The organism is Luteibacter sp. 9135, assembly GCF_000745005.1.
Taxonomy (GTDB): domain Bacteria; phylum Pseudomonadota; class Gammaproteobacteria; order Xanthomonadales; family Rhodanobacteraceae; genus Luteibacter.
The window spans coordinates 2,824,581-2,850,622 of record NZ_JQNB01000001.1 but is presented as its reverse complement, the minus strand read 5'-3'; the positions used below and the strand labels follow the sequence as shown (position 1 = coordinate 2,850,622).

The 26,042-nt window shown below is 66.1% G+C and carries 22 protein-coding genes and 3 tRNA genes; 10 read left to right on the top strand and 15 right to left on the bottom strand.

From position 1 onward, the window contains the following. Nucleotides 1-15: 15 nt before the first annotated feature. Nucleotides 16-657, bottom strand: a complete 642-nt coding sequence (locus tag FA89_RS12270) for a sigma-E factor negative regulatory protein (protein WP_036140846.1) — start codon at nt 655-657, stop codon at nt 16-18. Continuing rightward, complete coding sequence (rpoE, locus tag FA89_RS12265; RefSeq protein ID WP_036140845.1) at nt 654-1,250, bottom strand: RNA polymerase sigma factor RpoE; 597 nt, start codon at nt 1,248-1,250, stop codon at nt 654-656. Before rpoE ends, FA89_RS12270 begins: the two co-directional genes overlap by 4 nt. A gap of 236 nt (nt 1,251-1,486) precedes the next feature. Between rpoE and FA89_RS12260 the strand changes: the two genes are divergently transcribed. Beyond that, the gene (locus FA89_RS12260; protein ID WP_036140844.1) at nt 1,487-1,855 is read left to right on the top strand and encodes a DUF427 domain-containing protein; all 369 of its coding nucleotides are present in this window, start codon (nt 1,487-1,489) and stop codon (nt 1,853-1,855) included. Nucleotides 1,856-1,863: 8 nt separating this feature from the next. On the opposite strand, the gene FA89_RS12255 is transcribed toward FA89_RS12260, so the two are convergent. Both FA89_RS12255 and FA89_RS12250 read right to left on the bottom strand, forming a co-directional pair. Next, nucleotides 1,864-4,407, bottom strand: a complete 2,544-nt coding sequence (locus FA89_RS12255; RefSeq protein WP_240003891.1) for a putative bifunctional diguanylate cyclase/phosphodiesterase — start codon at nt 4,405-4,407, stop codon at nt 1,864-1,866. Nucleotides 4,408-4,410: 3 nt separating this feature from the next. Further along, nucleotides 4,411-4,893 (bottom strand): hypothetical protein, encoded by a 483-nt coding sequence (locus FA89_RS12250; protein WP_185754334.1) that lies wholly within the window; start codon nt 4,891-4,893, stop codon nt 4,411-4,413. A gap of 127 nt (nt 4,894-5,020) precedes the next feature. Here FA89_RS12250 and FA89_RS12245 point away from each other — a divergent pair, with 127 nt between their 5' ends. After that, complete coding sequence (locus FA89_RS12245; RefSeq protein WP_036140842.1) at nt 5,021-7,078, top strand: 3-hydroxyacyl-CoA dehydrogenase NAD-binding domain-containing protein; 2,058 nt, start codon at nt 5,021-5,023, stop codon at nt 7,076-7,078. Nucleotides 7,079-7,111: 33 nt separating this feature from the next. Here the strand turns inward: FA89_RS12245 and FA89_RS12240 are convergent, their stop codons facing one another. The 5 genes from FA89_RS12240 to FA89_RS12220 all read right to left on the bottom strand — a co-directional run bounded on the left by FA89_RS12240 (nt 7,112) and on the right by FA89_RS12220 (nt 12,257). Then, on the bottom strand, nt 7,112-7,861 hold the full coding sequence (locus tag FA89_RS12240; RefSeq protein ID WP_036140841.1) for a DUF2058 family protein: 750 nt from the start codon (nt 7,859-7,861) through the stop codon (nt 7,112-7,114). A gap of 23 nt (nt 7,862-7,884) precedes the next feature. After that, nucleotides 7,885-8,100: a SlyX family protein gene (locus tag FA89_RS12235; RefSeq protein WP_036144230.1), complete on the bottom strand. Its 216-nt coding sequence runs from the start codon at nt 8,098-8,100 to the stop codon at nt 7,885-7,887. Further along, nucleotides 8,093-9,442: a UDP-glucose dehydrogenase family protein gene (locus FA89_RS12230; protein ID WP_036140840.1), complete on the bottom strand. Its 1,350-nt coding sequence runs from the start codon at nt 9,440-9,442 to the stop codon at nt 8,093-8,095. Before FA89_RS12230 ends, FA89_RS12235 begins: the two co-directional genes overlap by 8 nt. Nucleotides 9,443-9,554: 112 nt before the next feature. Continuing rightward, complete coding sequence (locus FA89_RS12225; protein ID WP_036140839.1) at nt 9,555-10,331, bottom strand: FKBP-type peptidyl-prolyl cis-trans isomerase; 777 nt, start codon at nt 10,329-10,331, stop codon at nt 9,555-9,557. Nucleotides 10,332-10,496: 165 nt separating this feature from the next. Beyond that, nucleotides 10,497-12,257, bottom strand: coding sequence for a cation:proton antiporter (locus tag FA89_RS12220; protein WP_036140838.1), 1,761 nt, complete (start codon nt 12,255-12,257; stop codon nt 10,497-10,499). 205 nt (nt 12,258-12,462) lie between these two features. Between FA89_RS12220 and FA89_RS12215 the strand changes: the two genes are divergently transcribed. The 3 genes from FA89_RS12215 (at nt 12,463) to FA89_RS12205 (ending at nt 12,772) form a co-directional block, all read left to right on the top strand. Then, nucleotides 12,463-12,538, top strand: a tRNA-Ala gene (locus FA89_RS12215). A gap of 11 nt (nt 12,539-12,549) precedes the next feature. Further along, nucleotides 12,550-12,625, top strand: a tRNA-Glu gene (locus FA89_RS12210). 70 nt (nt 12,626-12,695) lie between these two features. Then, nucleotides 12,696-12,772, top strand: a tRNA-Asp gene (locus FA89_RS12205). 233 nt (nt 12,773-13,005) lie between these two features. Here the strand turns inward: FA89_RS12205 and FA89_RS12200 are convergent. Beyond that, the gene (locus FA89_RS12200) at nt 13,006-13,479 is read right to left on the bottom strand and encodes a DUF1249 domain-containing protein (protein WP_036140837.1); all 474 of its coding nucleotides are present in this window, start codon (nt 13,477-13,479) and stop codon (nt 13,006-13,008) included. 32 nt (nt 13,480-13,511) lie between these two features. Next, nucleotides 13,512-14,327: a posphoenolpyruvate synthetase regulatory kinase/phosphorylase PpsR gene (gene ppsR, locus FA89_RS12195; protein WP_036140836.1), complete on the bottom strand. Its 816-nt coding sequence runs from the start codon at nt 14,325-14,327 to the stop codon at nt 13,512-13,514. Between the two features lie 181 nt (nt 14,328-14,508). Here ppsR and ppsA point away from each other — a divergent pair, with 181 nt between their 5' ends. Then, nucleotides 14,509-16,881 (top strand): phosphoenolpyruvate synthase, encoded by a 2,373-nt coding sequence (gene ppsA / locus FA89_RS12190; protein WP_036140835.1) that lies wholly within the window; start codon nt 14,509-14,511, stop codon nt 16,879-16,881. 59 nt (nt 16,882-16,940) lie between these two features. Here ppsA and FA89_RS12185 read toward each other — a convergent pair whose 3' ends face one another. The 4 genes from FA89_RS12185 to FA89_RS19255 all read right to left on the bottom strand — a co-directional run bounded on the left by FA89_RS12185 (nt 16,941) and on the right by FA89_RS19255 (nt 20,078). Then, a complete protein-coding gene (locus tag FA89_RS12185) occupies nt 16,941-17,711 on the bottom strand; it encodes a DeoR/GlpR family DNA-binding transcription regulator (RefSeq protein ID WP_036140834.1) in 771 nt (256 codons plus the stop codon). Further along, nucleotides 17,708-18,328 carry an HAD family hydrolase gene (locus FA89_RS12180; protein ID WP_036140833.1) on the bottom strand — a complete coding sequence of 207 codons (621 nt, stop codon included), beginning with the start codon at nt 18,326-18,328 and terminating at the stop codon, nt 17,708-17,710. Before FA89_RS12180 ends, FA89_RS12185 begins: the two co-directional genes overlap by 4 nt. Before the next feature lie 12 nt (nt 18,329-18,340). Then, entirely contained in the window at nt 18,341-19,462 is a 1,122-nt protein-coding gene (locus tag FA89_RS12175; protein WP_036140832.1) for an MFS transporter, read from the bottom strand. A 76-nt stretch (nt 19,463-19,538) separates the two neighbouring features. Next, nucleotides 19,539-20,078 carry a hypothetical protein gene (locus FA89_RS19255; RefSeq protein WP_185754333.1) on the bottom strand — a complete coding sequence of 180 codons (540 nt, stop codon included), beginning with the start codon at nt 20,076-20,078 and terminating at the stop codon, nt 19,539-19,541. A gap of 73 nt (nt 20,079-20,151) precedes the next feature. Between FA89_RS19255 and lexA the strand changes: the two genes are divergently transcribed. The 4 genes from lexA (at nt 20,152) to FA89_RS12150 (ending at nt 26,037) form a co-directional block, all read left to right on the top strand. Beyond that, the gene (lexA, locus tag FA89_RS12165) at nt 20,152-20,778 is read left to right on the top strand and encodes a transcriptional repressor LexA (protein WP_036140831.1); all 627 of its coding nucleotides are present in this window, start codon (nt 20,152-20,154) and stop codon (nt 20,776-20,778) included. A gap of 2 nt (nt 20,779-20,780) precedes the next feature. Further along, nucleotides 20,781-21,410 carry a translesion DNA synthesis-associated protein ImuA gene (imuA, locus tag FA89_RS12160; RefSeq protein WP_036140830.1) on the top strand — a complete coding sequence of 210 codons (630 nt, stop codon included), beginning with the start codon at nt 20,781-20,783 and terminating at the stop codon, nt 21,408-21,410. A 73-nt stretch (nt 21,411-21,483) separates the two neighbouring features. Then, complete coding sequence (locus FA89_RS12155; protein WP_036140829.1) at nt 21,484-22,893, top strand: Y-family DNA polymerase; 1,410 nt, start codon at nt 21,484-21,486, stop codon at nt 22,891-22,893. A 6-nt stretch (nt 22,894-22,899) separates the two neighbouring features. Continuing rightward, complete coding sequence (locus tag FA89_RS12150; RefSeq protein WP_240003890.1) at nt 22,900-26,037, top strand: error-prone DNA polymerase; 3,138 nt, start codon at nt 22,900-22,902, stop codon at nt 26,035-26,037. The last annotated feature ends 5 nt before the right edge of the window (nt 26,038-26,042 follow it).

Genomic DNA, 26,042 nt, shown 5'->3' with positions numbered 1-26,042 from the left:
GAATACGACCGCGGCTCAGCGAGCCTGCGGGACGGACACCGGCTGCGCATAGCGGCTACCGTCAGGACGGGTCAGCAGCAGGTAGCCGTTGCCCTCGGGATTTTCCGACGCCCGGGCGCGGTGGATCTGGTAAGGCATGGAACGCGGCAGGTACGCGGTGCCGGCTTCGCTCGAACCATCGAACGCCGCCTTCTGCGTGAACTGAGACGCATCGTTGCCCGACAGCCACTGCGGTGCGACGGGAGCGGCGGTAGCGGCGGGAACATCCGCCACGGTAGCGCCTTGCATGGCCGGGGCCTGTTGGGCCACGTCGGTCGCCGTGGAGTGGCGACCCGCCGGCTGTGACAGCATCAGCGCGGCGACAGCGACGCTAGCGGCGATGGCGCCACCCGCGGACCAATGCAGCCAGCGACGTCGCGGTGCCGCCGAGACGACCACGGACTCCGCGTCGATCGCCGCCATGACACGGCTGGCGAAATCCGGCGACACCGCCAGGTGGGCTTCGCCGCGCAAGCGATCACGCACCGTGTGATAACGCGACCATGCGCCCGCCAGGCTGGCGTCGGCATCGACGCGGCGCAGCAGGAAGCGCATTTCCTCCCGTGACAACTCCCCGTCCATGCCGGCGGAGAGAATTTCGCGATTGGTTTCGCTCATGGGGTGTGATCCTCGCGGTCGGATAGCAACGGCCGCAGTTTTTCGTCAATGGCTTCGCGAGCCCTGAAAATACGCGAGCGGACAGTCCCGATGGGGCAGTCCATGAGAACGGCGATTTCATCGTAACTCTTGCCGTCCACCTCGCGAAGGGTGATCGCGACCCGAAGTTCCTCGGGCAAGGCTTGGACAGTGGAAAAGACCGTTTGTTCCACCTGTTCCCGCATCAGCTCGCGCTCGGGCGTAGCGCTTTCGTGCATGCGCGTGGCGCCGGGCACGTAGACAGCGTCTTCCACATCGATGTCGCCCGTCGGGGGCCGACGCCCCATGGCGACGAGGTGGTTCTTCGCCGTATTGACGGCGATCTTGTAAAGCCATGTATAGAAAGCGCTTTCGCCGCGGAACGAGGCCAAAGCACGCCAGGCGCGCACGAAGGCCTCCTGCGCGATGTCCTCGCACTCCGTACGGTCGTGGACGTATCGCGAGATGAGCGCGATGACCTTGTGCTGGTACTTGCGGACAAGCAAGTCGAACGCGCGGCGGTCACCCTGCTGCACACGCTCGACAAGTGCTTGATCCAGTTCGTTTTCGCCCATCCGGGCCGTCTCCTTAACTCATTCGGGGCCAGTCGCGGGCGCAGCTGAGACAAGCGCCGCGCGGGCAAGTTCACTTACGGGCCAGGCCCAGCCGGTGGGAATATGCCCACCAATGGCTGAACGGCACGTTGGACAGAGACCCCGATAACCACCGCCGGCCGCCATGATCATCGGCACCAACATTTTGGCGGCCCATGCCGCCGGCTTCGGCATCCGTCATCACCCGAGAGGTTCACATGCAAGGTGGCAAGCAACCGGGACCGCATCATCCCATCACCGTGGAACCAGCCGCGCAGCGAGTGATCGTCCGGGCGGGCGGCGCGGTGCTGGCCGATAGTCGTAACGCTCTGCTGCTTCGCGAGGGTAGCCTGCCGCCGGTTTTCTACATTCCGCGCGACGAGGTAGCGATGCAGGAACTCATGACCAGCAGGACCCGAACCCATTGCCCTTTCAAGGGCGATGCGAGTTATTTCAGCACGAAGGACCACAAGGAAGACATCGCGTGGTCGTATGAAGACCCGTTCGACCACGTACTGGCGATCAAGGGGCATCTCGCCTTCTATGCCGGGCGCGTCGACGACATAGAGACATACCCCCGGGATTGATTCGTGCACTACGCCCGAAAAGCGGGCCGATCCTGGGTGCCGTCGCCGACCAGGCGCTCACGCTCGCCCAGTAGCTTGTCGAAGCTGGCGACCGGCAGCGGGCGGCAGAAAAGATAGCCCTGCAGTTCCTCGCAGCCGTTGCTGCGCAGGAACTGCAGGTGCTGCTCGATCTCCACGCCCTCGGCGACCACCGCCCGTTTCAGCTGGTGGGCTACGTCGATCGTGGCCTTGACGATGGCTTCGTCGTCGGGATCGACCCCGATGTTCCGCACGAAACTCTGGTCGATCTTGATCCGGTCCGCCGGCAGCCGGCGCAGGTAGTCCAGTGAGGCGGCACCGGTACCGAAATCGTCGATGGCGATCTGGCAGCCCAGGGCATGTAGGGCATCGAGAGTCTCGACGAGCCGGGGCACCGTCTTGACGCTGATGCTTTCGGTGACCTCGAGCTCGAGCAGCTCGGGCGGCAAGCCGCTGTCGCGCAGCGCGGACGCCACCACCCCGGCCAGGTCCGGCTGCATCAGCTGCACCGCCGAGAGGTTGACGCCCAGCCGCAGCCGCAGGCCAAACCGATCGTCCCACGCCTTCGCCTGGGCGCAGGCGGTACGCAGCACCCATTCGCCCAGCGGCACGATCAGGCCGCTGGCCTCCGCCAGCGGAATGAAAAAGGCGGGGCTGATCATGCCCAGCTCGGGATGCTCCCAGCGGACCAGGGCCTCCATGCCGACGATATCCTCGCTGGCCGCCGCCACCTGGGGCTGGTAGAACACGCGCAGCTCGTCGTTGCGCACGGCGTGACGCAGGCGGGCCTTGAGTTCGGCGCTCTGCCGCTGCGCCACACCGGTATCGGCGGCATAGAGCTGGTAATTGTTGCGGCCGAGGCTCTTTGCGCCGTACATCGCCTCGTCGGCATGGCGCAGCAGCACCTCGCCCCGGTTGGCGTCGTCGGGAAAGAACGCGATGCCGACCGACACGGTGACCTGCAACTCCGACCCGTCATCCAGTGCCAGCGGCACCTCCATCGCCTGGACCACTTTTTCGGCGATCCGCAGCACGTCGTCGCGCTTGATGATGTGGCGCAGGATCAACGTGAACTCGTCCCCCGCGAACCGCGACACGGTATCGGACGCACGCACGCTGGCGCGCAGCCTCCGCGCCACGGCGTCGAGCACCTGATCGCCCACCGCATGGCCGAGCGATTCGTTGATGCCCTTGAAGCGGTCCAGGTCGACCAGGAGGATGGCGAACAGCTCGCCGGTGCGCTCTGCTTCGCGAATGGTGGTGTCCAGGCGATCGTTGAACAGCAGCCGGTTGGGCAGCCCGGTCAGCGTGTCGATGAGGCCCCGCACCCGGCCCTGCTCGCGCGCCCGGCGCAGTTCCAGCGCCGAGGCGAATCGGGCGGTGGCTGCGCGCAGCGCCAGGGACAGCACGCGGCCGTCGCTGCCTTGGCGACGCCGCCCCGCCAGCATCGCGCCGATCACATTACGGCGCTCGTCCAGCAGCGGCATGAAGGCGAACGACACCAGCCCCAGCAGGTCGACCAGCGGATCGCTGGAAGCGGTATCGTCACCTTCGACCAGCCTGGACAGGGTCGCGCCGCCAAGGCATGTCCTGAGCAGGGGCAGGCCGTCGGGCGATGGCCACTCCACAGGCGTCGGGCCGTTGTACAGGTGGGTGATCAGCGATGGGCCCATCTCGCTCTCGGGAAGCGCCGACCAGACCGCGAAGGCGTCCAGGTCGAGGGCGTCCGCGATAAGGGCCGCCGCCTCACCGATGCCCTCGTCGTCACTGGGGCAGCCCTCGAGCACGGCCAGCAAGGAAAGCGCCCGCGACGCCATGTCGGTGGCACGCAGGTCGCGGAAACCGACCGCGATGCGATGCTCCCCATCGTCGGTGCGATGCCGTACGTCGATCTCGCCGACGATCTCCATGCCATCGCGCCGGCGAAGCGTGCACGCGATGGCGTCGCCATCCGGCAGCGGCCAGGCGGCGCCCCCGGCGGGATGGAACACCTCGGCCAGCAAGCGACCCTGCGCCGGGCCATCCCCCGCGCACAGGCGATCCATCGCCTCGCCTGTCTCGAGGATGCAGCCCTGGGGGATGGACGCCACCACCCATGCCGCGCCCGCATCGAACGCGAACCGGTAATCCCGTGCCGAAGCGACCGGCACGACGGGAACGAGGGACGTCGTCACCGCCTGCCGCACGCGCTGGGCGAGTTCGGTGGCGATCGCGCCCTGGCGAAGCCAGTCGGCACCGCCCGCGGGTGCGACACCCGGACGATCGTCCACGACATGCACGGCCGGCAGCGAGGCATAGCGATCGCAGGCACGCAGGATGCGCAGCCCCCGGACGATCTCGGGATCGCCCTCGGCACCGACCACCACCACGTGCAGCGGAGGAGCATCCTCGAGCAGCGCCTCGAGTTGCGTGGCGTCGCGTGCGCTCAGCAGCACGAAGTCGCCATCCAGGTCGAGGGCGTCGAAAATGGCGCGCCGAACGTCGCGATGCGGCGTGAAGATGAGGATGCCGAGAGGCGCTGGACGGATCGACACGGGTCAGACGATCCAGCGACCGTCACGAAGCCGTGGCGCGGTTGCCGGGCCCGGCGGTTGGGCGTCCACCTTGACCACGTCGTCCTCGAACGTCGCCAGCAGGCTGGCGCTGGCGCCCATCAGCACGACGCGGCGCACGTGCCCCGTGCTCGTTCGGGCCAGTTGCCGCAAAAGCGCACCATCGGTGGCGCTGGGCGGGCCCGGCGGCATGTCCATGAGGTAGACGCCAAAATGCAGGCTCTGCAGGATGTAGCGCAGGGCATCGCCCAATCGTACGCAGCCGGGCACCCGCATCTGCGCATCGCGCAGGCTGGTCAGTCCGTCTGCATGCCGCCAGAGGTAGACGGCCTGGCCCGTGCGGCGTGCCACCAGTCGGAACTGCTCGACCAGGATCGCCGGGTCGGCCGACTGCAACGCGACCAGCGGGCACGTCGACGCCAGGATGCGCTCGAAGACATCGGAACCTGCCTGGGTGTCGGGCGCCATGGGCATCACTTGCATGAGGTACGCGCAGTATCGTGGCAACGCGGGGGCGCGCGCCAGCGGGTATCTCGCATTCGCCGCGGCGGGAAGGTAAGGTGATGCGCTCACTCGCCAGCCCACGACTTTCACCATGTTCGAAGGACTCCGATTCAAGCACTGGACCACCCAGGCCGAGGACGACGGCATCGTCGTCCTCACGCTGGACCGCGCCGGCTCCAGTGCCAACGCGCTGTCGCGCGAGGTACTCGACGAACTGGACCGGCTCGTCGAGCGCCTGGCCATCGAGGCACCGCGCGGCGTGGTGATCCATTCGGCCAAGCCGTCGGGGTTCGCGGTAGGTGCCGACATCCGCGAGTTCGTCGAATACGCCCAGGCCGGCTCGGTCCTGGAAAACATCGAGAACGGCCAGCGCATTTTCGAAAACCTGGCCCGCCTGCCGTGCCCCACCGTGGCCGCCATCCACGGCGCCTGCATGGGGGGCGGTACCGAACTGGCCCTGGCCTGCCGCCTGCGCATCGCCGCGGACGACGACACCACGAAGATCGGCCTGCCCGAGGTCATGCTCGGTATCCATCCCGGCTGGGGCGGCTCGGCTCGGCTGCCGCGGCTGATCGGTGCGCCGGACGCCCTCCCGGCCATGCTCACGGGCAAGCCGTTCAACGCGCGGCGTGCCCGCGCCGTCGGTCTCGTCGACCGCCTGGCGCGCCCGGAAGCATTGCTGACCGAAGCCATACAGCTGGCACGGCGCCCCTCGTCGCGTCCCTTCGCGCTGCGTGCCAAGGCCTGGGCCACCAACACCGTTCTGGCACGGGCCATCCTCGCGCCGATGGTTCGCAAACAGACCGCCGCCAAGGTGCGCAGGGAGCACTACCCTGCCCCCTTCGCGCTGATCGACGTATGGGCACGCGGCGGCGCCGGTATCCAGCAACGGCTGAAGCTCGAGGCGAAATCGGTGGCGAAGCTGGCCACCACGCCCACCGCGCGCAATCTGATCCGCATCTTCTTCCTGCAGGAACGCCTCAAGGGGTTGGGCGGCGGCATCGAGCACGGCATCCGGCATGTACACGTCGTCGGCGCGGGCACCATGGGCGGTGACATCGCCGCGTGGTCCGCACTGAAAGGCTTCGACGTCACGCTGCAGGATCGCGAGCTGCGCTTCGTCGAGCCAGCGCTGCAACGCGCACGGTCGCTCTTCGAGAAGAAGCTCAAGGCACCGGCGAAGGTCGATGCTGCCGTCGCGCGGCTGCGTGCGGACGTGGAAGGCCACGGGGTCGCGCAGGCGGACCTCGCCATCGAGGCGATTTTCGAAAACGCCGATGCCAAGCACGCGCTTTACGCGACGATCGAACCCCAGTTCACCGCCGAGCAGATCCTGGCCAGCAACACGTCGTCCATTCCGCTGGACGAACTGCGCCAGGGCCTGGCGGCACCGCAACGCTTCCTCGGCCTGCATTTCTTCAATCCGGTCGCGCAGATGCCGCTGGTGGAGGTCGTTCGTCACGACGCACTGGATCCCGCCATCGAAAAACGCGCCCTCGCCTTCTGCAAGGCGCTGGGCAAGCTGCCGGTGCCGGTCAAGGGCACCCCTGGCTTCCTGGTCAACCGCATCCTCATGCCCTACCTGATGGAAGCGATGCGCCTGTACAACGAGGGCGTGCCCGGCCCTGTGCTGGATCGCGAGGCGAAGAAGTTCGGCATGCCGATGGGCCCGATCGAACTGGCCGACACGGTCGGCCTCGACGTATGCGCCTCCGTCGGTAAGGAACTCGCGCCCTTCCTGGGCCTGGCCATCCCGGCCGGACTCGACGAGAAACTCGCCGCGAACAAGCGCGGCAAGAAGGACGGTGAAGGTCTCTACGTCTGGAAGGACGGCAAGCCGGACAAACCCGAAGTCGATCCCGACTACGTACCACCGACCGACATACAGGACCGGATGATCCTGCCGATGGTGAACGAGGCCGTCGCATGCCTTGCCGAAGCTGTCGTGGACGACGCCGATCTCCTGGATGCGGGCGTCATCTTCGGCACCGGCTTCGCGCCGTTCCGTGGCGGCCCCATCCAGTACCTCCGCACGGAGGGCGTCGTCGCCATCGGCGAGCGGCTGGCCCGCCTGGAACAGAAGCACGGCGCACGCTTCGCGAAGAAGGAAGGCTGGGACAACCCCGCGCTGGCCATGCCGCCAGCGTGACCTGACGTCACGCTGGCGCAGGCAGCCGGCGTGTCACCACATCAGGTCGTCGGGAACGCCGTCGTCGGCCACGGGAGCATCCGGGTCGACCATGAGCGCAATGAACTCCGGCGCGAGCGCACGCAGTTCATCGATCACCGCCTTGTCGACGATGAGGTAACGCCCGCCCTGCTGTACCACGCCCAGTTCGCCGGCGTTGAGCGCCGCCAGCTGGGCCGTGTCCACATAGACGCGACGAATCTTCTCGCCATACGGGAAATGCCTGACCTGGTCCGCGTCGGCCAGGTTCTTCGCCTTGCCCTTCAGGAGCTCCTCGACCTTGCGCTTCTTTTCCTTGCGCAGCCGGGCCACCTCGGCGGCCTCGGCTTCGGCACGGCGACGCTCGGTCGCTTCGGCCTGTGCACGGATGGCGTAAGCCTTGGCCAGGTCCATCTCGCCATCGGTGCGTGCGGGCTTGGCTGCCTGCGGCGGCCGGCCCCCACCACCCTGGGAGCGAGCGCCACCGGAGCCGCGACGGCCGTCCTGAGCGCGATTACCGCCGCCCGCGGGACCACCGCTTCCGGCCCGGGCACTGCCACTGCCACTGCCAGCCTGCCGCTCGCCTTGCGGCCGACCGCCCTGGCCCGACGAGGGCTTGCCGCCGTGACGCGGATTACGGCCCGCATAAGGCTGGCCGCTGCCCCCCGCCTGTTTCGGTGGCGACGGCGCGGTGGTCCTTTTCTCTTCGCGGACCTCCTTGACGAGGCCGCTTTTCAACAACTGGTCGCGCAGGGACTCTGCCATGATCGGTAAGACTCGTTCGGGTGTCAGTAATGCGGAGGCGGCGGTTCGTTCGCCGGGTCGCTGCCGATGCCGGCGCGCATGTTGATCAGGTCGGAACGCAGGTCACGCACGGCACGCTCCAGCCGGTCAAGGCGCCGCGCGATTTCCGTATCGGCCGACGACAGCCCGTTGACGGTGTCGTCGATGAAGGAAAGACGCACCTCGAGCTCGGTCAGGCGGTCATCGACGGGTTCAGTCATGCGCATGTCCCGCCAGGCTACGGCCGCGGCCGATACCGTAATAGGCGATGCCGGCTTCCTCGACCTGCGCGGGGTCGTACAGGTTGCGCCCGTCGAAGATCACCGGCGTGCGCAGCATGGCCTTGATCCGCGAGAAATCCGGCGCGCGGAAGGCCTTCCACTCGGTGACGATGACCAGCGCATCGGCGCCCTGCAGCGCATCGAACGGACGGTCGACCAGCACGAGGTCGTCGCGTTCGCCATAGATACGGCGGGTCTCGTCGGCGGCCTCCGGATCGAACGCGCGCACGCTCGCGCCGGCATCCCACAGCAACTCCATCAGGCGACGGCTGGACGCCTCACGCATGTCGTCCGTGTTGGGCTTGAAAGCCAGGCCCCACACGGCGATGCAGAGGCCATCCAGCTTGCCTTGGAAGTGCCTGGACAAGAGCGAGAAGAGCCGCGATTTCTGTGCATCGTTCACCGCCTCCACCGCGTCGAGCAGCCGGGCGTCATAGCCCACGCCCTGCGCCGTACGCGCCAGTGCCTGCACGTCCTTGGGAAAGCACGACCCGCCGTAGCCGGCGCCGGGATAGATGAAGTGGTAGCCGATACGCGGGTCGGCGCCGATGCCCTGGCGGACCAGCTCCACATCGGCACCGACGTGCTCGGCGATGTTGGCGATCTCGTTCATGAAGCTGATCTTCGTCGCCAGCATCGCGTTGGCCGCGTACTTGGTCAGCTCGGCTGAACGCTCATCCATCACCACCATGCGATCATGGTTGCGGTTGAACGGCGCATACAGCTTGCGGAGCACCGCGACGGCACGATCGCTCGACGCGCCGACCACGATGCGGTCGGGGCGGAGGCAGTCTTCGACCGCATCGCCTTCCTTGAGGAATTCGGGATTGGAAACCACGTCGAACGGCACGTCCACGCCGCGTGCGCGCAGCCGCGCCGCGATCGCGTTACGAACGCGGTCGGCGGTGCCGACGGGCACCGTCGACTTGTTGACCACCACCGTGTAGCGGTCGATGTGATCACCGATGGTGTTGGCCACGGCCACGACATATTGCAGATCCGCGCTGCCGTCCTCGTCGGGCGGGGTGCCCACCGCGATGAAGACGACCTGGCCGTGATCGATGCCGGGCGCGGCCTCGGTCGTGAAATCCAGCCGGCCATCCGCGTGGTTGCGGATCACCATCGGCTTGAGGCCAGGCTCGTAGATCGGGATGTCGCCCGACTTCAAACGCGAGACCTTGGTCGCGTCGACGTCGACGCAGACGACATGGTTGCCCATTTCCGCCAGGCAGGCGCCGGTGACGAGGCCGACGTATCCGGTTCCGAAGATCGTGACTTTCATGCGACTCCCAGGGTGGCTCCGGCAAGCGATGTAACGGCCGATTGTAACGGGGACGCACGAAAAAGGGCGCGGATTGCTCCGCGCCCTTTTTGTTTACCGATGGAGCTGAGGCTTACTTGCCGCCCGGCGCCGGACCAGCGCCCGGACCCTGACCCGCGGGGGTCGGACCGGTCTTGAGCAGCTCGACGTCGAAGATGATGGTCGCATTCGGCGGGAAGCCGTTTTCCGGCTTGGCGCCGTAAGCGATGTTCGACGGGATGAACAGCTTGTACTTGCCGCCGGTCTGCATCAGCTGCAGGCCTTCGCGGAAGCCCGGGATGACCGCGGCGAGCGGAATCTGGGCCGGGCCGGCCGGCTGGTGATCGGCCGAGGAATCGAACTTCTCGCCGTTCACGAACGTGCCGGTGTAGTTGATGGTGACCGTGTCGTTAGGACCCGGACGCTGACCGGTACCGGCCTGGACGACCTGGTACTGCAGGCCCGAGGCCGTGACCTTCACGCCGGAAGCCGACTTGTTCTTGGCCAGGAAGGCATCGCCCTCGGACTTGTTCTGAGCGGCGACCTTGTTGTACTCGGCTTCGGCCTTGACCTTCAGCTGGGACACGAAGGCTTCACGAACGGACTTGGCTTCCGCTTCCGACATGGTCGGCTTCTGGCCGGACAGGGCGGCCTGCAGGGCCTTGGCTACCGTGGCGGCATCCACTTCCTTCGCGACGAGCGGCGGCAGCGAGCTGGCAAGGTCCCAACCCACGACGTAGCTGGCCTTCTGCTTATCGACCGGTGCCCCGGAGGCAGCCGGCTTGGCGGCCTGGGCGGATGCGCCCGCAGCCGTACCCAGCGCAACCGCCAGGGCGACGGCCGTCATCGTGGGACGCAAAAAGTGCTTCATTGAATACTCCCTCTCTTGGAAAGATTCGGCGACGCCGCCGGTTGACACCTCCTTGTGGAGGCAGAATCGCCATTGTGCGGTGGTTCGCATCCTGCTTGCAATGACGGGTCGAAAGACAAGGTTTCACATGGAAAGTTCAGAAACCTTTCAAAAATCGTGACCGGCTCATTCGTGGGGGTCCGCCCCGGGCTTGTCCAGGGTGTCGCGCAGGGCGGCCTGGAGTCGGGCATGCACCTGCACCAGCACCCGCCACATCAGCCAGGCCAGCCCGATCCCGACCAGGATCAGCAGGCCCGCCACTTCGCGTGGGGGCAGGATCGTGGACGCCAGCGCCGCCACCAGCAGCCCCATCACCAGCATCGCCATGAGGGGCACGATCCGCGCCAGCACGGCACGAATCCGGTAGGTGCTGCTGCCGAAACGGTCCGGCACGGACAACTCCGCCAGCAGCATGCCCAGGGCTTCCGCCTTGCGGTAGGTGGCCACGATCATCGGCAGCGAGACCAGCGCGGCCATCGACCAGGCCAGGCTGCGCCGGACCGTCGCATCGCCGCTGAGGATGTCCAGGTGGAGGAACCCGCGGCGATACGCGAAGGCCGTGGCAATGAACACCGCCACCACCAGCGCCGTGTTGATGACCACGTGCCAGACGAGCCGGCGGATCATCTTCATCACGATGGCGCCCTGCCCCTGCAGCCCCAGGTTGCCCATCCATTCGGTATAGGCGCCGAACACGCCCGTCACGCGCACGGGCAAGACGCGGGAGAGGACGTTGGCCAGGGGGTCCGACGAGCGGATGAGATAGGGCGTGAGGAAGGTGGTGATGGCGGAGACCGCCACCGCCACGGGATAAAGGAAATTACTGGTGACCTTCAGGGTCAGGCCGAGCGAGGCGATGACGAACGAGAATTCGCCGATCTGGGCCAGGCCCATGCCTACCCGCAACGAGGTGCGCCCGTCGTTGCCGGCCACGAAGCTGCCGAAACTGCACGTCACCACTTTGCCCACGACCACGGCGATGGTGACGATCGTGATCGGCCACGCATAGGCCGCCAGCAGGGCCGGATCGATCAGCATGCCGATGGCGACAAAGAAGATGGCGCTGAACATGTCGCGCACGGGCATGATGATCCGCTCGATGCGTGCCACGCTGTCCGACTCGGCCACGATGGCGCCGATCATGAAGGCACCCAGCGCCACGCTGTAGCCCATCTCGGTGACCAGCAGGCAGAAACCGAAGCAGATGCCCAGCACGGCCACCAGCAACACGTCGTTGCGACTGACGCGCGCGATGTAATCGACCACGCGCGGCACCAGCAGCAGGCCCACCACGAGCGATACGGCCATGAACAGGCCAAGCCGGCCGACCGCGGCGAACGCCTGCCCCGCCTCGACGCCGCCGGTGCTGGCGATACCCGTGAGCAGCGCCATCAGCACGATGGCCAGCAGGTCTTCCACGATGAGGATGCCGAACATGAGCTGGGCGAAGCGCTCGCGCTTCAGGCCCAGGTCTTCCAGCGCCTTCATGATGATGGTGGTGGAGGAAATGGACAGCATCGCGCCGAGGAAAATCGAATCCATGGCCGACCAGCCGAAGAACCGGCCGATCTCGTAGCCGATCCACACCATCAGCACGATCTCGGAAAACGCCGCCACCAGTGCGGCACCGCCGACGGCGCGCAGCTTCTTCAGGCTGAACTCGAGCCCGAGCGCGAACAGCAGCAGGATCATGCCCAGTTCGGACAACGTGCGGATGGTCTGCTCGTCGTGGATGAAGATGACCGGCAGCGTATGCGGACCGATCAACAGGCCGGCGATGATGTATCCCAGCACCACCGGTTGGCGGAGGCGCTGGAAGATCACCGTGGTCAGCCCCGCGACGAGCATGACCGTGGCCAGGTCCTGGATGAAAACGATGCCGTGCATGCCTGTCCCTGTGATGTCGAACCTACAGGTTAACCCGTGCCTGCGCGACGCGACACGCGGCGAGCGAAACGGCATGCGCTACGTGACACGCGCAAGTGGCCGTCACGCCTCGTCATTCTCGTTTCGTGGAAAAAAAATTCAAGAAAAGTGTAACGAATGCTTGACGAACGGATGGGTCGGACGTAATCTTTGCGGCTTCCAGCAGGGGGCCATAGCTCAGCTGGGAGAGCGCCTGCATGGCATGCAGGAGGTCGCCGGTTCGATCCCGGCTGGCTCCACCAACTTCTAAGACGTCCCCATCGTCTAGAGGCCTAGGACATCACCCTTTCACGGTGGCGACCGGGGTTCGAATCCCCGTGGGGACGCCACTTTCTGGTCCGCCAGGAAGTGAATGGACGAGAAGTTGGTAGTTGTTGGAACGTGTTGGACGGTAAGTGTGGAGCGGTAGTTCAGTCGGTTAGAATGCTGGCCTGTCACGCCGGAGGTCGCGGGTTCGAGTCCCGTCCGCTCCGCCATTACTTCCAAAAGGAATCCGCCATCTGGCGGATTTTTTTTGCCTGGAATTTGCCCGGTCTCCCCATGAACCGGCATAGACATGCAGGAGCGCACGCACGTGCGCGACATCTTTTCGGGACAATCGGCGGTCGGCGCGCCAGCTCCATGTCTCGGCCTCGACATAGGTCGCGCACATCGTGCGCTCCTACATGGGCGCTGGCGCGTTATGGCGGCATGCCAAGGCCCCAGACCATCAGGGAGCCGGGGTATCGATCCGCTGAAGCGTGCCGATCGAATGGCCCTGTTCGGCCAGGTATTCCAGCCAGCGGCTGAGGAAGCCGTTCATGCGCAGACGGTGCTGGAAGACCGAATGCGCGGGCGGGAATGGCCCCAGCACCTGCCACAGCTTGCGGCCCGGATGGCAATGCATGGCCTCGGCCACATGGGCATCGGTGTACATGCGCAGCTGTGCCGAGGGCGAGGGATGCCCGGTGGCCTCGTCGACGAAGTCGTAGGTGAGCTCGAGCTCCAGCGTGTACGGATGCTTTTCCTGGACGTCCAGCCGCACCATCAACCCATCGTCCACGTCGGATACATAACGCCCGGGCGCCAGCCGCTCCGGCGCGAACAGGCGCGCCAGCCGATGGTAGTTTTCCGCGTACAGGCCCATCAGGAACTCGAAGCGGCCCGGGATCAGCGCGGTGGGGCGTTCAATCACAGCAGTCATAAAGGATGGCGGTCTCCGTATCGTTTACTCGATCAGTACATGTGTCGTTCGATGCCGAGGTACTCGAAGATCTTGCTGGAAATCTCCTCGATCGATGTGTGCGTCGTGTTGACGACGGGGATGTTCTCCCGCCGCATCAGCCGATCGGCCTGTTCGAGTTCCCAGCGGCACTGCTTCAACGTGGCGTAGCGGCTGCCGGGGCGGCGCTGCTCCCGGATCTGCGCCAGGCGCACCGGGTCGATGGTGAGCCCGAAGAGGCGGCTGCGATAGGGGCGGAGGCGAACCGGCAGCTCCAGCTTGTCCAGGTCGTCGTCCGTGAGCGGATAGTTGGCGGCACAGACCCCGTAATGCAAGGCCATGTACAGGCAGGTGGGGGTCTTCCCCGAGCGGGACACTCCCACCAGCACCACGTCCGACTGGTTGTAGTCCACGTCCAGGCCGTCGTCGTGGGCCAGGGCATAGTTGGTCGCCTCGATGCGCGCCTCGTACCGCTCGAAATCCACCAGGCCGTGCGACCGGTTGACCGCACCCGACTGCTTGGCGCCCAGTTCGGCCTCCAGCGGCTCGATGAACGGCGCGAAGACGTCCAGCATCAGGGCGCCGCTGCCGGCGACGATGTCGCACAAGGCCCGGGAGGTCATCGTGTTGACCACGATGGGGCGATGCCCGTCCTGGGCGTACTTGGTCTTGATCCGCAGCGAGGCCGCCTCGGCCTTCTGCGCGTTGTCGATGAATGGCAGCCGGTGGGTATCGAACTGTACCCCGTCGAACTGGGCCAGCATGCTGTTGCCGATGGTCTCGGCGGTGATGCCGGTGGAATCGGAGATGAAGAAGACGGTGCGCCGCATCGAACGGTTTCCTTGGCTGGTTCCCGACCCTCACCTTAAGACCAATACGTCATCATAACCATCCACCCCGCAGAATCACGGCGCGTTTGGTGCATCGCGGCTTGTAAGCCGACCATACCACCGCGACAATGCGCCGGTTTTCCAGCGCGGCCCGCCGCCCAACCGATGTGAGGAACTTCCTTTGAGCGACCTGGTACTTTGGCTCGACGCGCTACGCATGACCGACCTCGGCAAGGTGGGCGGCAAGAACGCCTCACTGGGCGAGATGATCGGCAACCTGGCGAAACTGGGCGTCTCGGTGCCGGGGGGCTTCGCCACCACGGCCGACGCCTTCCAGACCTACCTCGAGAAGAGCGGCCTCGCCACGCGCATCCAGCAGCGCCTGGCCACCCTCGACGTGGACGACGTAGACGAACTGACCCGGGGCGGCAAGGAGATCCGCGGCTGGATTGTCGACACCGCCCTGCCCGGCGACCTCGAACAGGCCATCCGCGACGCCTACATCAAGCTCTGCAAGAACGCCGGCGCGGACGACATCGCGGTGGCCGTGCGCTCCTCCGCCACCGCCGAGGACCTGCCTGATGCTTCGTTTGCCGGCCAGCAGGAAACCTTCCTGAACGTCGTCGGCATCGACGACGTGCTGCACAAGGTGAAGGAAGTCTTCGCCTCGCTCTACAACGACCGCGCCATCGCCTACCGCGTCCACCAGGGCTTCAAGCACGAGGACGTCTTCCTCTCCGCCGGTGTGCAGCTGATGGTCCGCTCGGACGTCGGCGCCTCGGGCGTGTTGTTCACGCTGGACACCGAATCCGGTTTCCGCGACGTGGTCTTCGTCACCGGTTCCTACGGCCTGGGCGAGATGGTCGTGCAGGGTGCGGTCAACCCGGACGAGTTCTACGTCTTCAAGCCCACCCTGCGCGACGGCAAGCCGGCGGTGCTCCGTCGCAGCCTCGGCGCCAAGCAGCAGCGCATGGTCTATTCCGACCAGCCCGGCGAGCGCGTCCGCATCGAGGAAACGCCGGCCGAGCTGCGCCACCGGTTCTGCCTGGTCGACAGCGATGTCGAGGAACTCTCCCGCCAGGCGCTGATCATCGAAAAGCACTACGGCCGCCCGATGGACATCGAATGGGCGAAGGACGGCAACACCGGCAAGCTCTATATCGTGCAGGCCCGCCCCGAGACGGTGAAGTCGCGCTCGCACGCAACCACGCTCGAGCGCTTCCAGCTCAACGAGAAGGGCAAGGTCCTCACCGAGGGTCGCGCCATCGGCCAGAAGATCGGCTCCGGCAAGGCCCGGGTCATCCGGTCGCTTTCCGACATGAACAAGGTGCAGCCCGGCGACGTGCTGGTGGCCGACATGACCGATCCCGACTGGGAGCCGGTAATGAAGCGCGCGGCCGCCATCGTCACCAATCGCGGTGGCCGTACCTGCCACGCGGCGATCATCGCCCGTGAGCTCGGCGTGCCGGCCGTGGTCGGTTGCGGCAACGCGTTGCAGTCGATTCCGGACGGCGCCGAGGTCACCGTGTCCTGTGCCGAAGGCGACACCGGCACGATCTACGAAGGCCTGCTGAAGTTCGATCGCATCACCGCCGACCTGGGCGCGATGCCGGAAGCGCCCCTGAAGATCATGATGAACGTGGCCAACCCCGAACGCGCCTTCGACTTCGGCATGCTGCCGAACGCAGGCATCGGCCTGGCCCGCCTGGAGATGATCATCGCCAGCCACATCGGCGTGCATCCCAGGGCGCTGCTGGAATACGACAAGCAGGATGCGGAGACGAAAGCACGGATCGATACGCGCATCGCCGGCTACAAGGATCCGGTCTCGTTCTATGTGGACCGCCTGGCCGAGGGCATCTCGACCATCGCCGCCTCGGTGTACCCGAAGCCGGTGATCGTGCGCCTGTCCGACTTCAAGTCGAACGAATACGCCGGCCTGCTCGGGGGCTCGCGCTATGAGCCGCACGAGGAAAACCCGATGATCGGCTACCGCGGCGCCAGCCGTTACGTCTCGCCGGATTTCGCCGAATCGTTCGCCCTGGAATGCAAGGCCGCCAAGTACGTACGCGAAACCATGGGCCTGACCAATGTATGGGTCATGATCCCGTTCGTGCGCACGCTGGACGAGGGCCGCAAGGTGATCGAGGTGCTGCGCAAGAACGGCCTCGTGCAGGGCGAGAACGACCTCAAGGTCATCATGATGTGCGAGGTGCCTTCCAACGCGCTGCTGGCGGACGAGTTCCTCGATATCTTCGACGGTTTCTCGATCGGTTCCAACGACCTGACCCAGCTGACCCTCGGCCTGGATCGCGACTCGAGCATCGTCGCCAACCTGTTCGACGAACGCGACCCGGCGGTGAAGAAGCTGCTGTCCATGGCGATCAAGACCGCGAAGGCCAAGGGCAAGTACATCGGCATCTGCGGCCAGGGCCCGTCGGACCATCCGGACCTTGCCGAATGGCTGATGGAACAGGGTATCGAATCGGTGTCGCTCAACCCGGACACCGTGGTCGACACCTGGCTGCGCCTGGCGAAGAAAAAGGCCGGCTGACCGACCTTCCGATGGGTATCGCAGAACGGCGCCCTCCAGGGCGCCGTTCTTTTTCCAGGTCAGCAGTGCACGGTGACCCCGGCGTCGCGATACGTTGCCACCACCGTCGCCTCCGTATCGGCTGCCACCACCAGATGCGAGATGCCGGTGATGGGCACCGTGTGGTGCGTGGCCGAGGCCACCAGCTTGTCCGGTGTGGCGATCGCCACCGTCTCGCCGCTGGCTTCGATGATCGCCTGCTTGAACACCGTCTCTTCTTCGTCGTAGGTCCACAACCCCCGCTCGGGATCGATGGCGCAGACCCCCGGGAAACAGATGTCCGCGCGGATATCCTGCGCCTGGCGTACGGTACGCGAGCCGATCGCACCGCCGATGGAAGGATCGACCCGGCCACCCAGCAGGATCACCTCGAAACCGGGGCGACCCAGCACGGCAAGGGCGACATCGGGGGCGTTGGTCACGACGGTGAGGTCCCGGTGTTCGGGAAGCATCCTTGCCAGCACCGTATTGGTCGACCCCGCGTCGATGAAGAGGATCTGTCCGGTACCGACCAGGCCGACCGCGATACGGGCCAGTGCGTGCTTCAGTTCCGTGCGCTCGGCGTGACGCTCGCCCAGCGGCGGGATGTTCACCGCGAGCAACGCACCGCCATAGACCCGGCGACAAAGGCCTTGCGCTGCAAGATCGCGCAGGTCGCGGCGAATGGAGTCTTCGGACACCCGGAATTCCTGGGCCAGATCCGCGGCCACCACCCTGCCGTCGCGACGTAGCCGCTGCAGGATCAAGGGTTGCCGCTCACGTGGCAGCGTGGTGTCGGGCGATGCGCTCATGCCGCAAGGAAACCCAGGGCAATCAGTTCGTCACGCAGTTGCCTTGGCGTGTGGAAATGGATGCCGTGGATACCCAATGCCTCGGCGGCGTCGACATTAGCCTTGTTGTCGTCGATGAACACGGCGCGCGCCGGGTCGATGTCGTAGCGTTCGAGGAGTGTCCGGTACAGCTTCGGGTCCGGCTTGATCGTGCCCTCTTCCCCCGAGACCACGATGCCGTCGAACAGGCGGAGGAAATCGAAGCGTTCCCGTGCGAAGGGGAAGGTTTCATGCGACCAGTTGGTCAGTCCGTACAACGGATGGCCGGCCTCCTTCAGTTCCCTGAGGATGTGCAGGCTGTCGTCGATCGCGCCCCCCAGGGTTTCTTCCCAGCGATGCTGGTAGGCGGCGATCAGTTCGGCCTTGGTCGGATGTTCCGACGTGAGCACGCGGACGGCCTCGTCCCACGAACGGCCCGCATCCTGCTGCAGGTTCCATTCCGGTGTGGTCACCTCGGCGAGGAACGTCTCCATGCCCTCGACATCGTCACCGAACAGCTTGCGGTAGAGATAGCGGGGATTCCAGTCGATCAGCACGCCACCGAAATCGAAGATCACGACATCGCGTTTGTTATGCATGGAACACTCCTTTCAGCGGCGAACGATGGATGCGCAAAGGGATACCGCGACAAGCAGGGCGGCCACGCCCGCCAGGGCGATGGACAGGCTGCTGGCGTGGGCGACGAAACCGATGACGGCCGGCCCCGCGAGCATGCCCGCGTAGCCCAGTGAGGTGACGGTAGCGATGGCGATACCGGGTGAGGTGCTCACCTGGCGTCCCGCCGCGCTGAACAGCACGGGCACGATGTTGGACGCACCGATGCCCACCAGCACGAAACCGAGCAGTGCCATCGGGCCCCACGGCAGCAGCGTGGCGAGGAAGAAACCGGCGGCGGCGACCAGGCTGCCGACCCGCACGATGGTCGTGGCGCCCAGCGATGCCGTGATGCGGTCGCCGAGCAGGCGGCCCACGGCCATCGCCACGGAAAACGCCGCATAGCCCAGGCCGGCCGTGGCGGGATCGAAACCGCGCGAGAAGCGCAGGAACACGGCACTCCAGTCGAGCATGGCGCCCTCGGCCAGGAAGACGACCATGCACAGGAAACCCAGCAGGAACACCGCCCCGCCCGGCATACGGAACCGCGCACGCGCCTCGCCCGAGCCGTCGTCGTGACGCACGAGGAAGTGTCGCCACTGGGTGCCGACGATCAGCAGCAGCAGCACCGAGACCGCGATGGCGCTACCGGTCAGCGGCGATCCGAACCGGAGCAACGCCGCCATACCGGCGGAACCCGCCAGGCCGCCAACGCTGAATAGCCCGTGGAAGCCCGACATCATCGGCCGGCCCTGCTGTTTCTCGACATCCACCGCGTGCGCGTTCATGGCTACATCGACCACACCGAGCGATGCACCGAAGAACAGGAGTGCCGCACCCAGCCCCCATGCATTCGGCGCAAGGGTGAGCAGGGGCAGCGCGAGGCAGACCAGCAAGCCGCTGACACCGATGACATCGCGGTGACCGAACCGGTGGGTGAAGAACCCCGCGAGGGGCATGGCCGCTGTGGCGCCGCAGCCCATGCAGAGCAAGACGAGACCGAGCGTGGCGTCGTCCAGGCCAAGGCGTTCCTTGGCATAGGGCACCATCGGGGCCCAACTGGCCATGCCGATGCCGGAAAGAAGAAAGATGAGCCGGGTGGCGCGGACGGGATTCATGCGTAGGCCGAAAGCAAGGAATACGCATCAATGTAATTAAACGTGCAAAAACGTGCAAGCCCGATGCGCGTTTCGGTCAGATCCAGTGAAACCCCTTGGCCATCAGGGCAGCCATGCCCAGGGCAAGACTGATCATCGCGCCAAATAGCACGCGAAAATCCATACGCGACTGGTCACGTAAATGGCTCATATCGTTACGCGACTGGTCACGCAAATGGCTCATATCGTTACGCGACTGGTCACGTAAATGGTTCATATCGTTGCGAAGGTCGCGGAAATCCGTACGGAGACCGTTGAGGTCTTCCCCGATGTGCTCGAGGGTGACTTCGACGCGCGCAAGGCGGGTGTCGAGTTGGGTCGTGGCGACTTCCAGTCGGCTGAGGCGATTTTCCATGGCGGGATACTCGGCTGTGATGTGCTCGCTTGCAAGTTGCGAAGGTTGGCAGGAGACGACAACCGTTTCGTTTCCGGCACCGGATCGATCCATGATCATGCTGTTCTCCCACGGGAATGAAGGGGCCGGGGCCTGCTGACAGGATCCGAGGTGAGCATTCACCTTGGCTGCCAGAATCGACAGTCGCGCTTGCCCACCGCTTTCTGTAAGCGTGGACGACACGGCTACGTTTCCGGATTTTCTCAACAGGCCTACCCTCTTGCACCGGCGGCCCGACATCTGTACAAATGTACACATGTCGACACCTACCCTCACCGAGCGCCAGCAAAAGACCCTCGCCTTCCTGCAGGAATACCTGCAGACGCAGGGCCTGCCGCCCACATTGCGCGAGATCGCCGATGCCCTGGGCTTCCCCAGCCATAGCTCGGCGCAGGCCTGTGTGGAATCGCTGGTCCGCAAGGGTGTCCTCGAGCGCTCCCCCCAGCACCGGGGCCTGCGCCTGTCGGCGGGTAACGCGCCCCTCATGCGGGCCGCCGCGGCCAACGATCTTCCGCTGATCGGCCGCGTGGCCGCAGGCTCGCCGATCCTGGCGGAAGAAAACATCGAAGCACAGCTCGAGGTGGACCCTGCCCTGTTCCGGCCACGCGCGGACTACCTGCTGCGCGTCGTCGGCCTGAGCATGCGCGATGCCGGCATCCTCGATGGCGACCTGCTGGCCGTGCACAAGACGGCCACCGCCACCGACGGGCAGATCGTGGTGGCCCGGCTCGACGACGAAGTCACCGTCAAGCGCCTCCGGCACGAACGCGGCCGCCTCCTTCTTCTGCCTGAAAACCCCGACTTCCAGCCCATCGAAGTCGATCCCCGTCGCCACGCGTTCGCCATCGAAGGGCGTTACGTCGGCATCATCCGCAGGACCTGACCATGAATGCCATCGCTGCCCCGACCCTCGCCCAGGTGCTCGACCATCCCGGTATCTGGCGCCGTTCCGCCGATCGTCAGCCGCGCACGCGCGCGCTTTCCACGGGCTGGACGTCCCTGGACGCAAAGTTGCCTGGCGGGGGATGGCCGCAGGGTGCGCTCAGTGAAATCCTGTTCGAACACGATGGCCTGGGCGAACTGGATCTTGTGATGCCCGCGCTGGCCGCGCTCACGCAGGAACACCGCCGCGTGATCTTCGTCGCTCCTCCTTATCTGCCTTATGCGCCAGCGCTCGCGGCCGCCGGGGTCGATCTGCGCTTCCTGCATGAAATCCATGCCGGCACGACCGAGGCGGCCTGGAGCATGGAGCAATGCCTGCGCTCCGGCTGCTGCGGCGCCGTGGTCGGCTGGCTGCCGGATATCGACTATCGCAGCCTTCGTCGCCTGCAGCTGGCCGCGGAAAGTGGCGACGCCTGCGCCATGATCTTCCGTCCCGCCGCGCATGCCGCGCAGAACAGCCCTGCGGCACTCCGTCTCAAGGTCAGCAACAGCGACGAGGCCACCTATGTGGATGTCCTCAAGTCGCGCGGACTGCTGACCACCACCGCTCCGCTGCTGCGCATGCGGGCCTGATGAACCTCGTCATGACGACGTGTTCCACCCGCCGTCGTGACGAACGCTTCGTCGCCGCCTTTCCTACGCAGCCATGCTTTGGGCCTGCCTCCGTTTTCCCGGCCTGGCGTTCTCCGCCGCCTTCGCCGCGACCTCGGAGGCAGGCCCCTCTGCCTTGCTCGACACCCGGTCACGCCAGCGCCTGATCGCCGCCGCCAATACGGAAGCGGCCACCGCCGGTGTTCGTCGGGGACAGAGCCTCGCCGCGGCGCGCGCCCTTTGCCCCGCACTGGATGTACGCCCACGCGATCGTGCCGCCGAGTCCCGCCTGCTCGCGGAACTCGCCGCCTGGTGCTACCAGTTCAGCGGACACGTCAGCCTGGTACCCCCTGCAGCCATCCTCCTCGAACTCGGCGCCAGCCTGAGGCTGTTCGACGGCTGGCCGGTGATCGCCGAACGCCTCCGTCATGGCCTGGGCGAACAGGGCCATGTCCACACCATGGCGGCAACGCCCTTCCCTGCTGCCTCGTGGGTGTTCGCGGCGCACGCTGATGGCATGGTGCTGCCCGAACCGCAAGGCGTCGTCCGCATGTTGGGCGCCTTGTCGCTGGGACAGGCCGGCCTGCCTGCCGCGACGGTGAAATCGCTCCAGGCCATGGGGTTTCGCCGGCTCGGCGACATTTTCCGGCTGCCGCGCCCGGAGCTCACCCGTCGCATCGGCCGCGATGGCGTGAACTGGCTGGATCGTCTCCGTGGTCAGGCCGCCGCACCGCTGCCCGCGTGGCAGCCACCGGCAAATTTCCGACAGAAGATCGAGTTCGACAGCGAACTGGACGGCAGCCAGCCACTGCTGTTTCCCTTGCGCCGGCTGACCCGCTCGCTCGCCAACCTGCTCGCCGCACGCGACGGTGGCGTGCAGCGTTTCACCCTGACGCTCGAGCATGCCCGCGGCGCCACCACGCGCGTGGTCGTGGCGATGGCCGCACCCCAGCGCGAGGCGGAACGCCTGTTCCAACTGGCCCGCACCCGGCTCGAACGCACTGCGCTGCCCGCACCGGCGCGCGCCATCGAACTCGATGCCGAGGAACTCCCGGTCTTCCGGCCACCGGTGCGCGACCTTTTCGAGCCCATCCGCGGCGACGGACTGGACTGGCCCACGCTCGACGAACGGCTGCGCGCCCGCCTGGGCGATGCGGCACTCCGGCAGATCGCCATGGTGGCCGACCATCGACCGGAGCGCGCCATGCGCTACGGCCCGCCAGATACCACGGTGGCCCTGCCACGCCGCCGACGCCCGTTATGGCTGTTGCCACGTCCACTACCGATGCGTCCCGAGCCCGTTGCCGTGCTGGCCGGGCCGGAGCGTATCGAAAGCGGTTGGTGGGACGGCGACGACACGCGTCGCGATTACTACATCGTGCGCACGCCATCCGGGCAGCAGGCCTGGGCCTACCTGCCGCCGGGCACCCTCGACGGCTGGATGCTGCACGGCTGGTTCGCCTAGGTCGCCGTGCTGCCCTTTACCCTGCCGCCGCCCGCAAACGAGGGCGAAGTCGACCTTCCCGCCTATGCCGAGCTGCATGCTCTGAGCGACTTCAGTTTCCAACGCGGCGCCTCCAGCGCGCGTGAGCTGTTCGAGCGCGCCAGGGACATCGGCTATACCGCCCTGGCGATCACCGACGAGTGTTCGCTTTCCGGCATCGTCCGGGCACTGGAAGCCTCGCTGGAGGTCGACCTGCCAATGATCGTCGGCAGTGAGTTCCGTCTGGCGGACGGCACCACGCTCGTGCTGCTGGTAGAAAACCAGGACGGCTATACCGAATTATGCCGATTGATCACGCTGGGCCGACGGCGCGCCCCGAAAGGACGCTACGAGCTGCACCGTGCCGACCTGGAAAACCTCGCCCATGGCCTCTGCCTGCTGTGGGCAACGGGCCCGTTGGCGGCCCACGATGCCGCCACCCATGACGACCGCGCAGCGTGGGTGGCCACGCATTTCCGCGATCGCGCCTGGCTGGCCGTGGAACTGCACCGCGGCCAGCACGATGCGGCCGAACTGGCGGCGTGGCGTCACCTGGCGGAACGGCATGGGCTGCCATGCGTCGCCGCCGGCGACGTGCACATGCACCTGCGCGGGCGTCGCGCCTTGCAGGATGTGATGACGGCGATCCGCCTCAACCGCAGCGTGGCCGAGGCCGGCCACCACCTCTTTCCCAACGGCGAACGCCACCTGCGTCGGCGTGAGGCACTCGCGCGCATCTATCCCCGCGACATGCTGGAGCAAAGCCTCGTGGTGGCCGCCCGCTGCACCGGTTTCGACCTCCGCAAGATCCAGTACGTCTACCCGCGCGAACTGGTGCCCGAAGGCACCGATCCTGCCGCTTACCTACGCCGCCTCACCTACGAGGGCGCGGCGCGGCGATGGCCCGGGGGCATGAAACCCGACCTCGTCACACGCATCGAAAAAGAACTGGACCTCATCGCCAAGTGCCGTTACGAGGCATTTTTCCTCACGGTGCAGGACATCGTCAGGTTCGCCCGCTCGCAGCAGATCCTTTGCCAGGGCCGCGGCTCCGCTGCCAATTCGGTGGTCTGTTTCTGCCTGCACATCACCGAGGTCAACCCGGACCAGATCACCACGCTGTTCGAACGGTTCATCTCGCTGGAACGTGACGAGCCACCGGACATCGACGTCGACTTCGAGCACGAGCGCCGCGAGGAAGTCCTGCAGTACGTCTTCGAGAAATACGGCCGCGAACGGGCCGCGCTGGCGGCTACGGTCATCAGTTACCGGCCCAAGAGTGCCGCCCGCGATGTCGGGCGTGCGCTGGGGTTGTCCGAAGACCAGCTCGACCAGCTCAGCCGTGCTTATTCGCACGCGCATGGCGAGGTGCCGATCATCCAGCGCCTGCAGGAGCGAGGTTTCGACATCGCCAGTCGCACCATCCGGCAGCTGATCGTGCTGGTGCACGAACTCAACGGCATGCCTCGCCACCTGTCCCAGCACGTAGGCGGTTTCGTCATCTCGGATACGCCGTTGCATCATCTGGTGCCCGTCGAGAACGCGGCGATGGATAACCGCACCATCATCCAGTGGGACAAGGACGACCTGGAAACGATGAAACTGCTCAAGGTGGATTGCCTGGCGCTGGGCATGCTGACCTGCATGCGCAAGGCGATCGACCTGCTGCGTGCCCGTGGCGGCCCGGACTACCGATGCATGGCCGACATCCCCATGAAGGACCCGGAAACCTACGCGATGATCCAGGCCGCCGATACCGTGGGTGTGTTCCAGATCGAATCGCGTGCGCAGATGTCGATGCTGCCGCGCCTGAAACCGGCCATCTACTACGACCTGGTGATTCAGGTGGCGATCGTGCGGCCCGGTCCGATCCAGGGCGGCATGGTTCACCCCTACCTGCAACGACGCCAGCTGCCGCCGGACCAGATCGTTTACGAACCGGGCGTCAAGGACGTCCTGGAACGCACCCTGGGCGTGCCGATCTTCCAGGAGCAGGTGATGAAGCTGCTGCAGGTGGTCGCGGGTTTCACCGAAAGCGAGTCGGACGACCTGCGCCGGTCGATGGCCGCATGGAAGCGCCGTGGCGGGTTGCAGAAATTCGAGCCGAAGATCCGCGCCAACATGGAGGCGAGGGGTTACACCCCCGAGTTCACCCAGCAGATCATCGACCAGATCCAGGGTTTCGGCAGCTACGGCTTTCCCGAATCGCACGCGGCCGGCTTTGCGTTGATCGCCTATGCCTCGTCGTACATGAAATGCCACCATCCGGAAATCTTCTGCTGCGCCTTGCTCAACAGCCAGCCGATGGGCTTCTACGCGCCGGCGCAGCTCGTCGCCGACCTGCGTCGGCACGGTGCCGAGGTGCGCCCACCCGATGTCACCGCCAGCCAATGGGATTGCACGCTGGAAGCGACCCGGACCCCACACCCTGCCTTGCGCCTGGGTCTACGCCTGATCGGCGGCCTATCGGCCGACCTCGGCGCACGCATCGTGCAGGCACGCGACAGCGCGCCCTTTCGCGATCTTGCCGACCTCGCCCACCGTGCACGCCTTAGCCGTTTCGAGCGCGAACGCCTGGCGGATGCCGGTGCCCTGCGCGTGCTCAGCGGCCATCGTCATCGCGCCCGCTGGGAGAGCTCCGGCATCGAACGCAGCCTGCCGCTACTGGAGGCCGTGGCGGAACAAGCTACGCCACTGCGCCCACCCAGCATGGCCGAAAACGTCTTTGCCGATTACGCCACCACCGGCCTGTCGCTGGCGGGCCATCCCCTGCTGCTGATTCGCAAGATATTGCAGTCGCGCCGTGTCCGTCGTGCACGGGACATGGAAGACACACGCAGCGGCACGTGGTTGCGTCATGCCGGCCTGGTCACGATGCGCCAGCGTCCCCAGACCGCCAGCGGGATCACCTTCGTCGCCCTGGAGGACGAAACGGGCCAGGTCAACGTCATCGTGCGACCCGCGGTGGCCGAGGCCTGTCGGCAGGCGCTGCTGGAAGCCGTGCTGTTGGCGGTCGACGGCCGCTGGCAGTCGATCGAAGGCGTGCGCCACCTCGTGGCAAGCCGTCTTCATGACTACAGCGACCTCCTGCCGGAACTCGGTGCCGTGTCACGGGATTTCCACTGATCGTG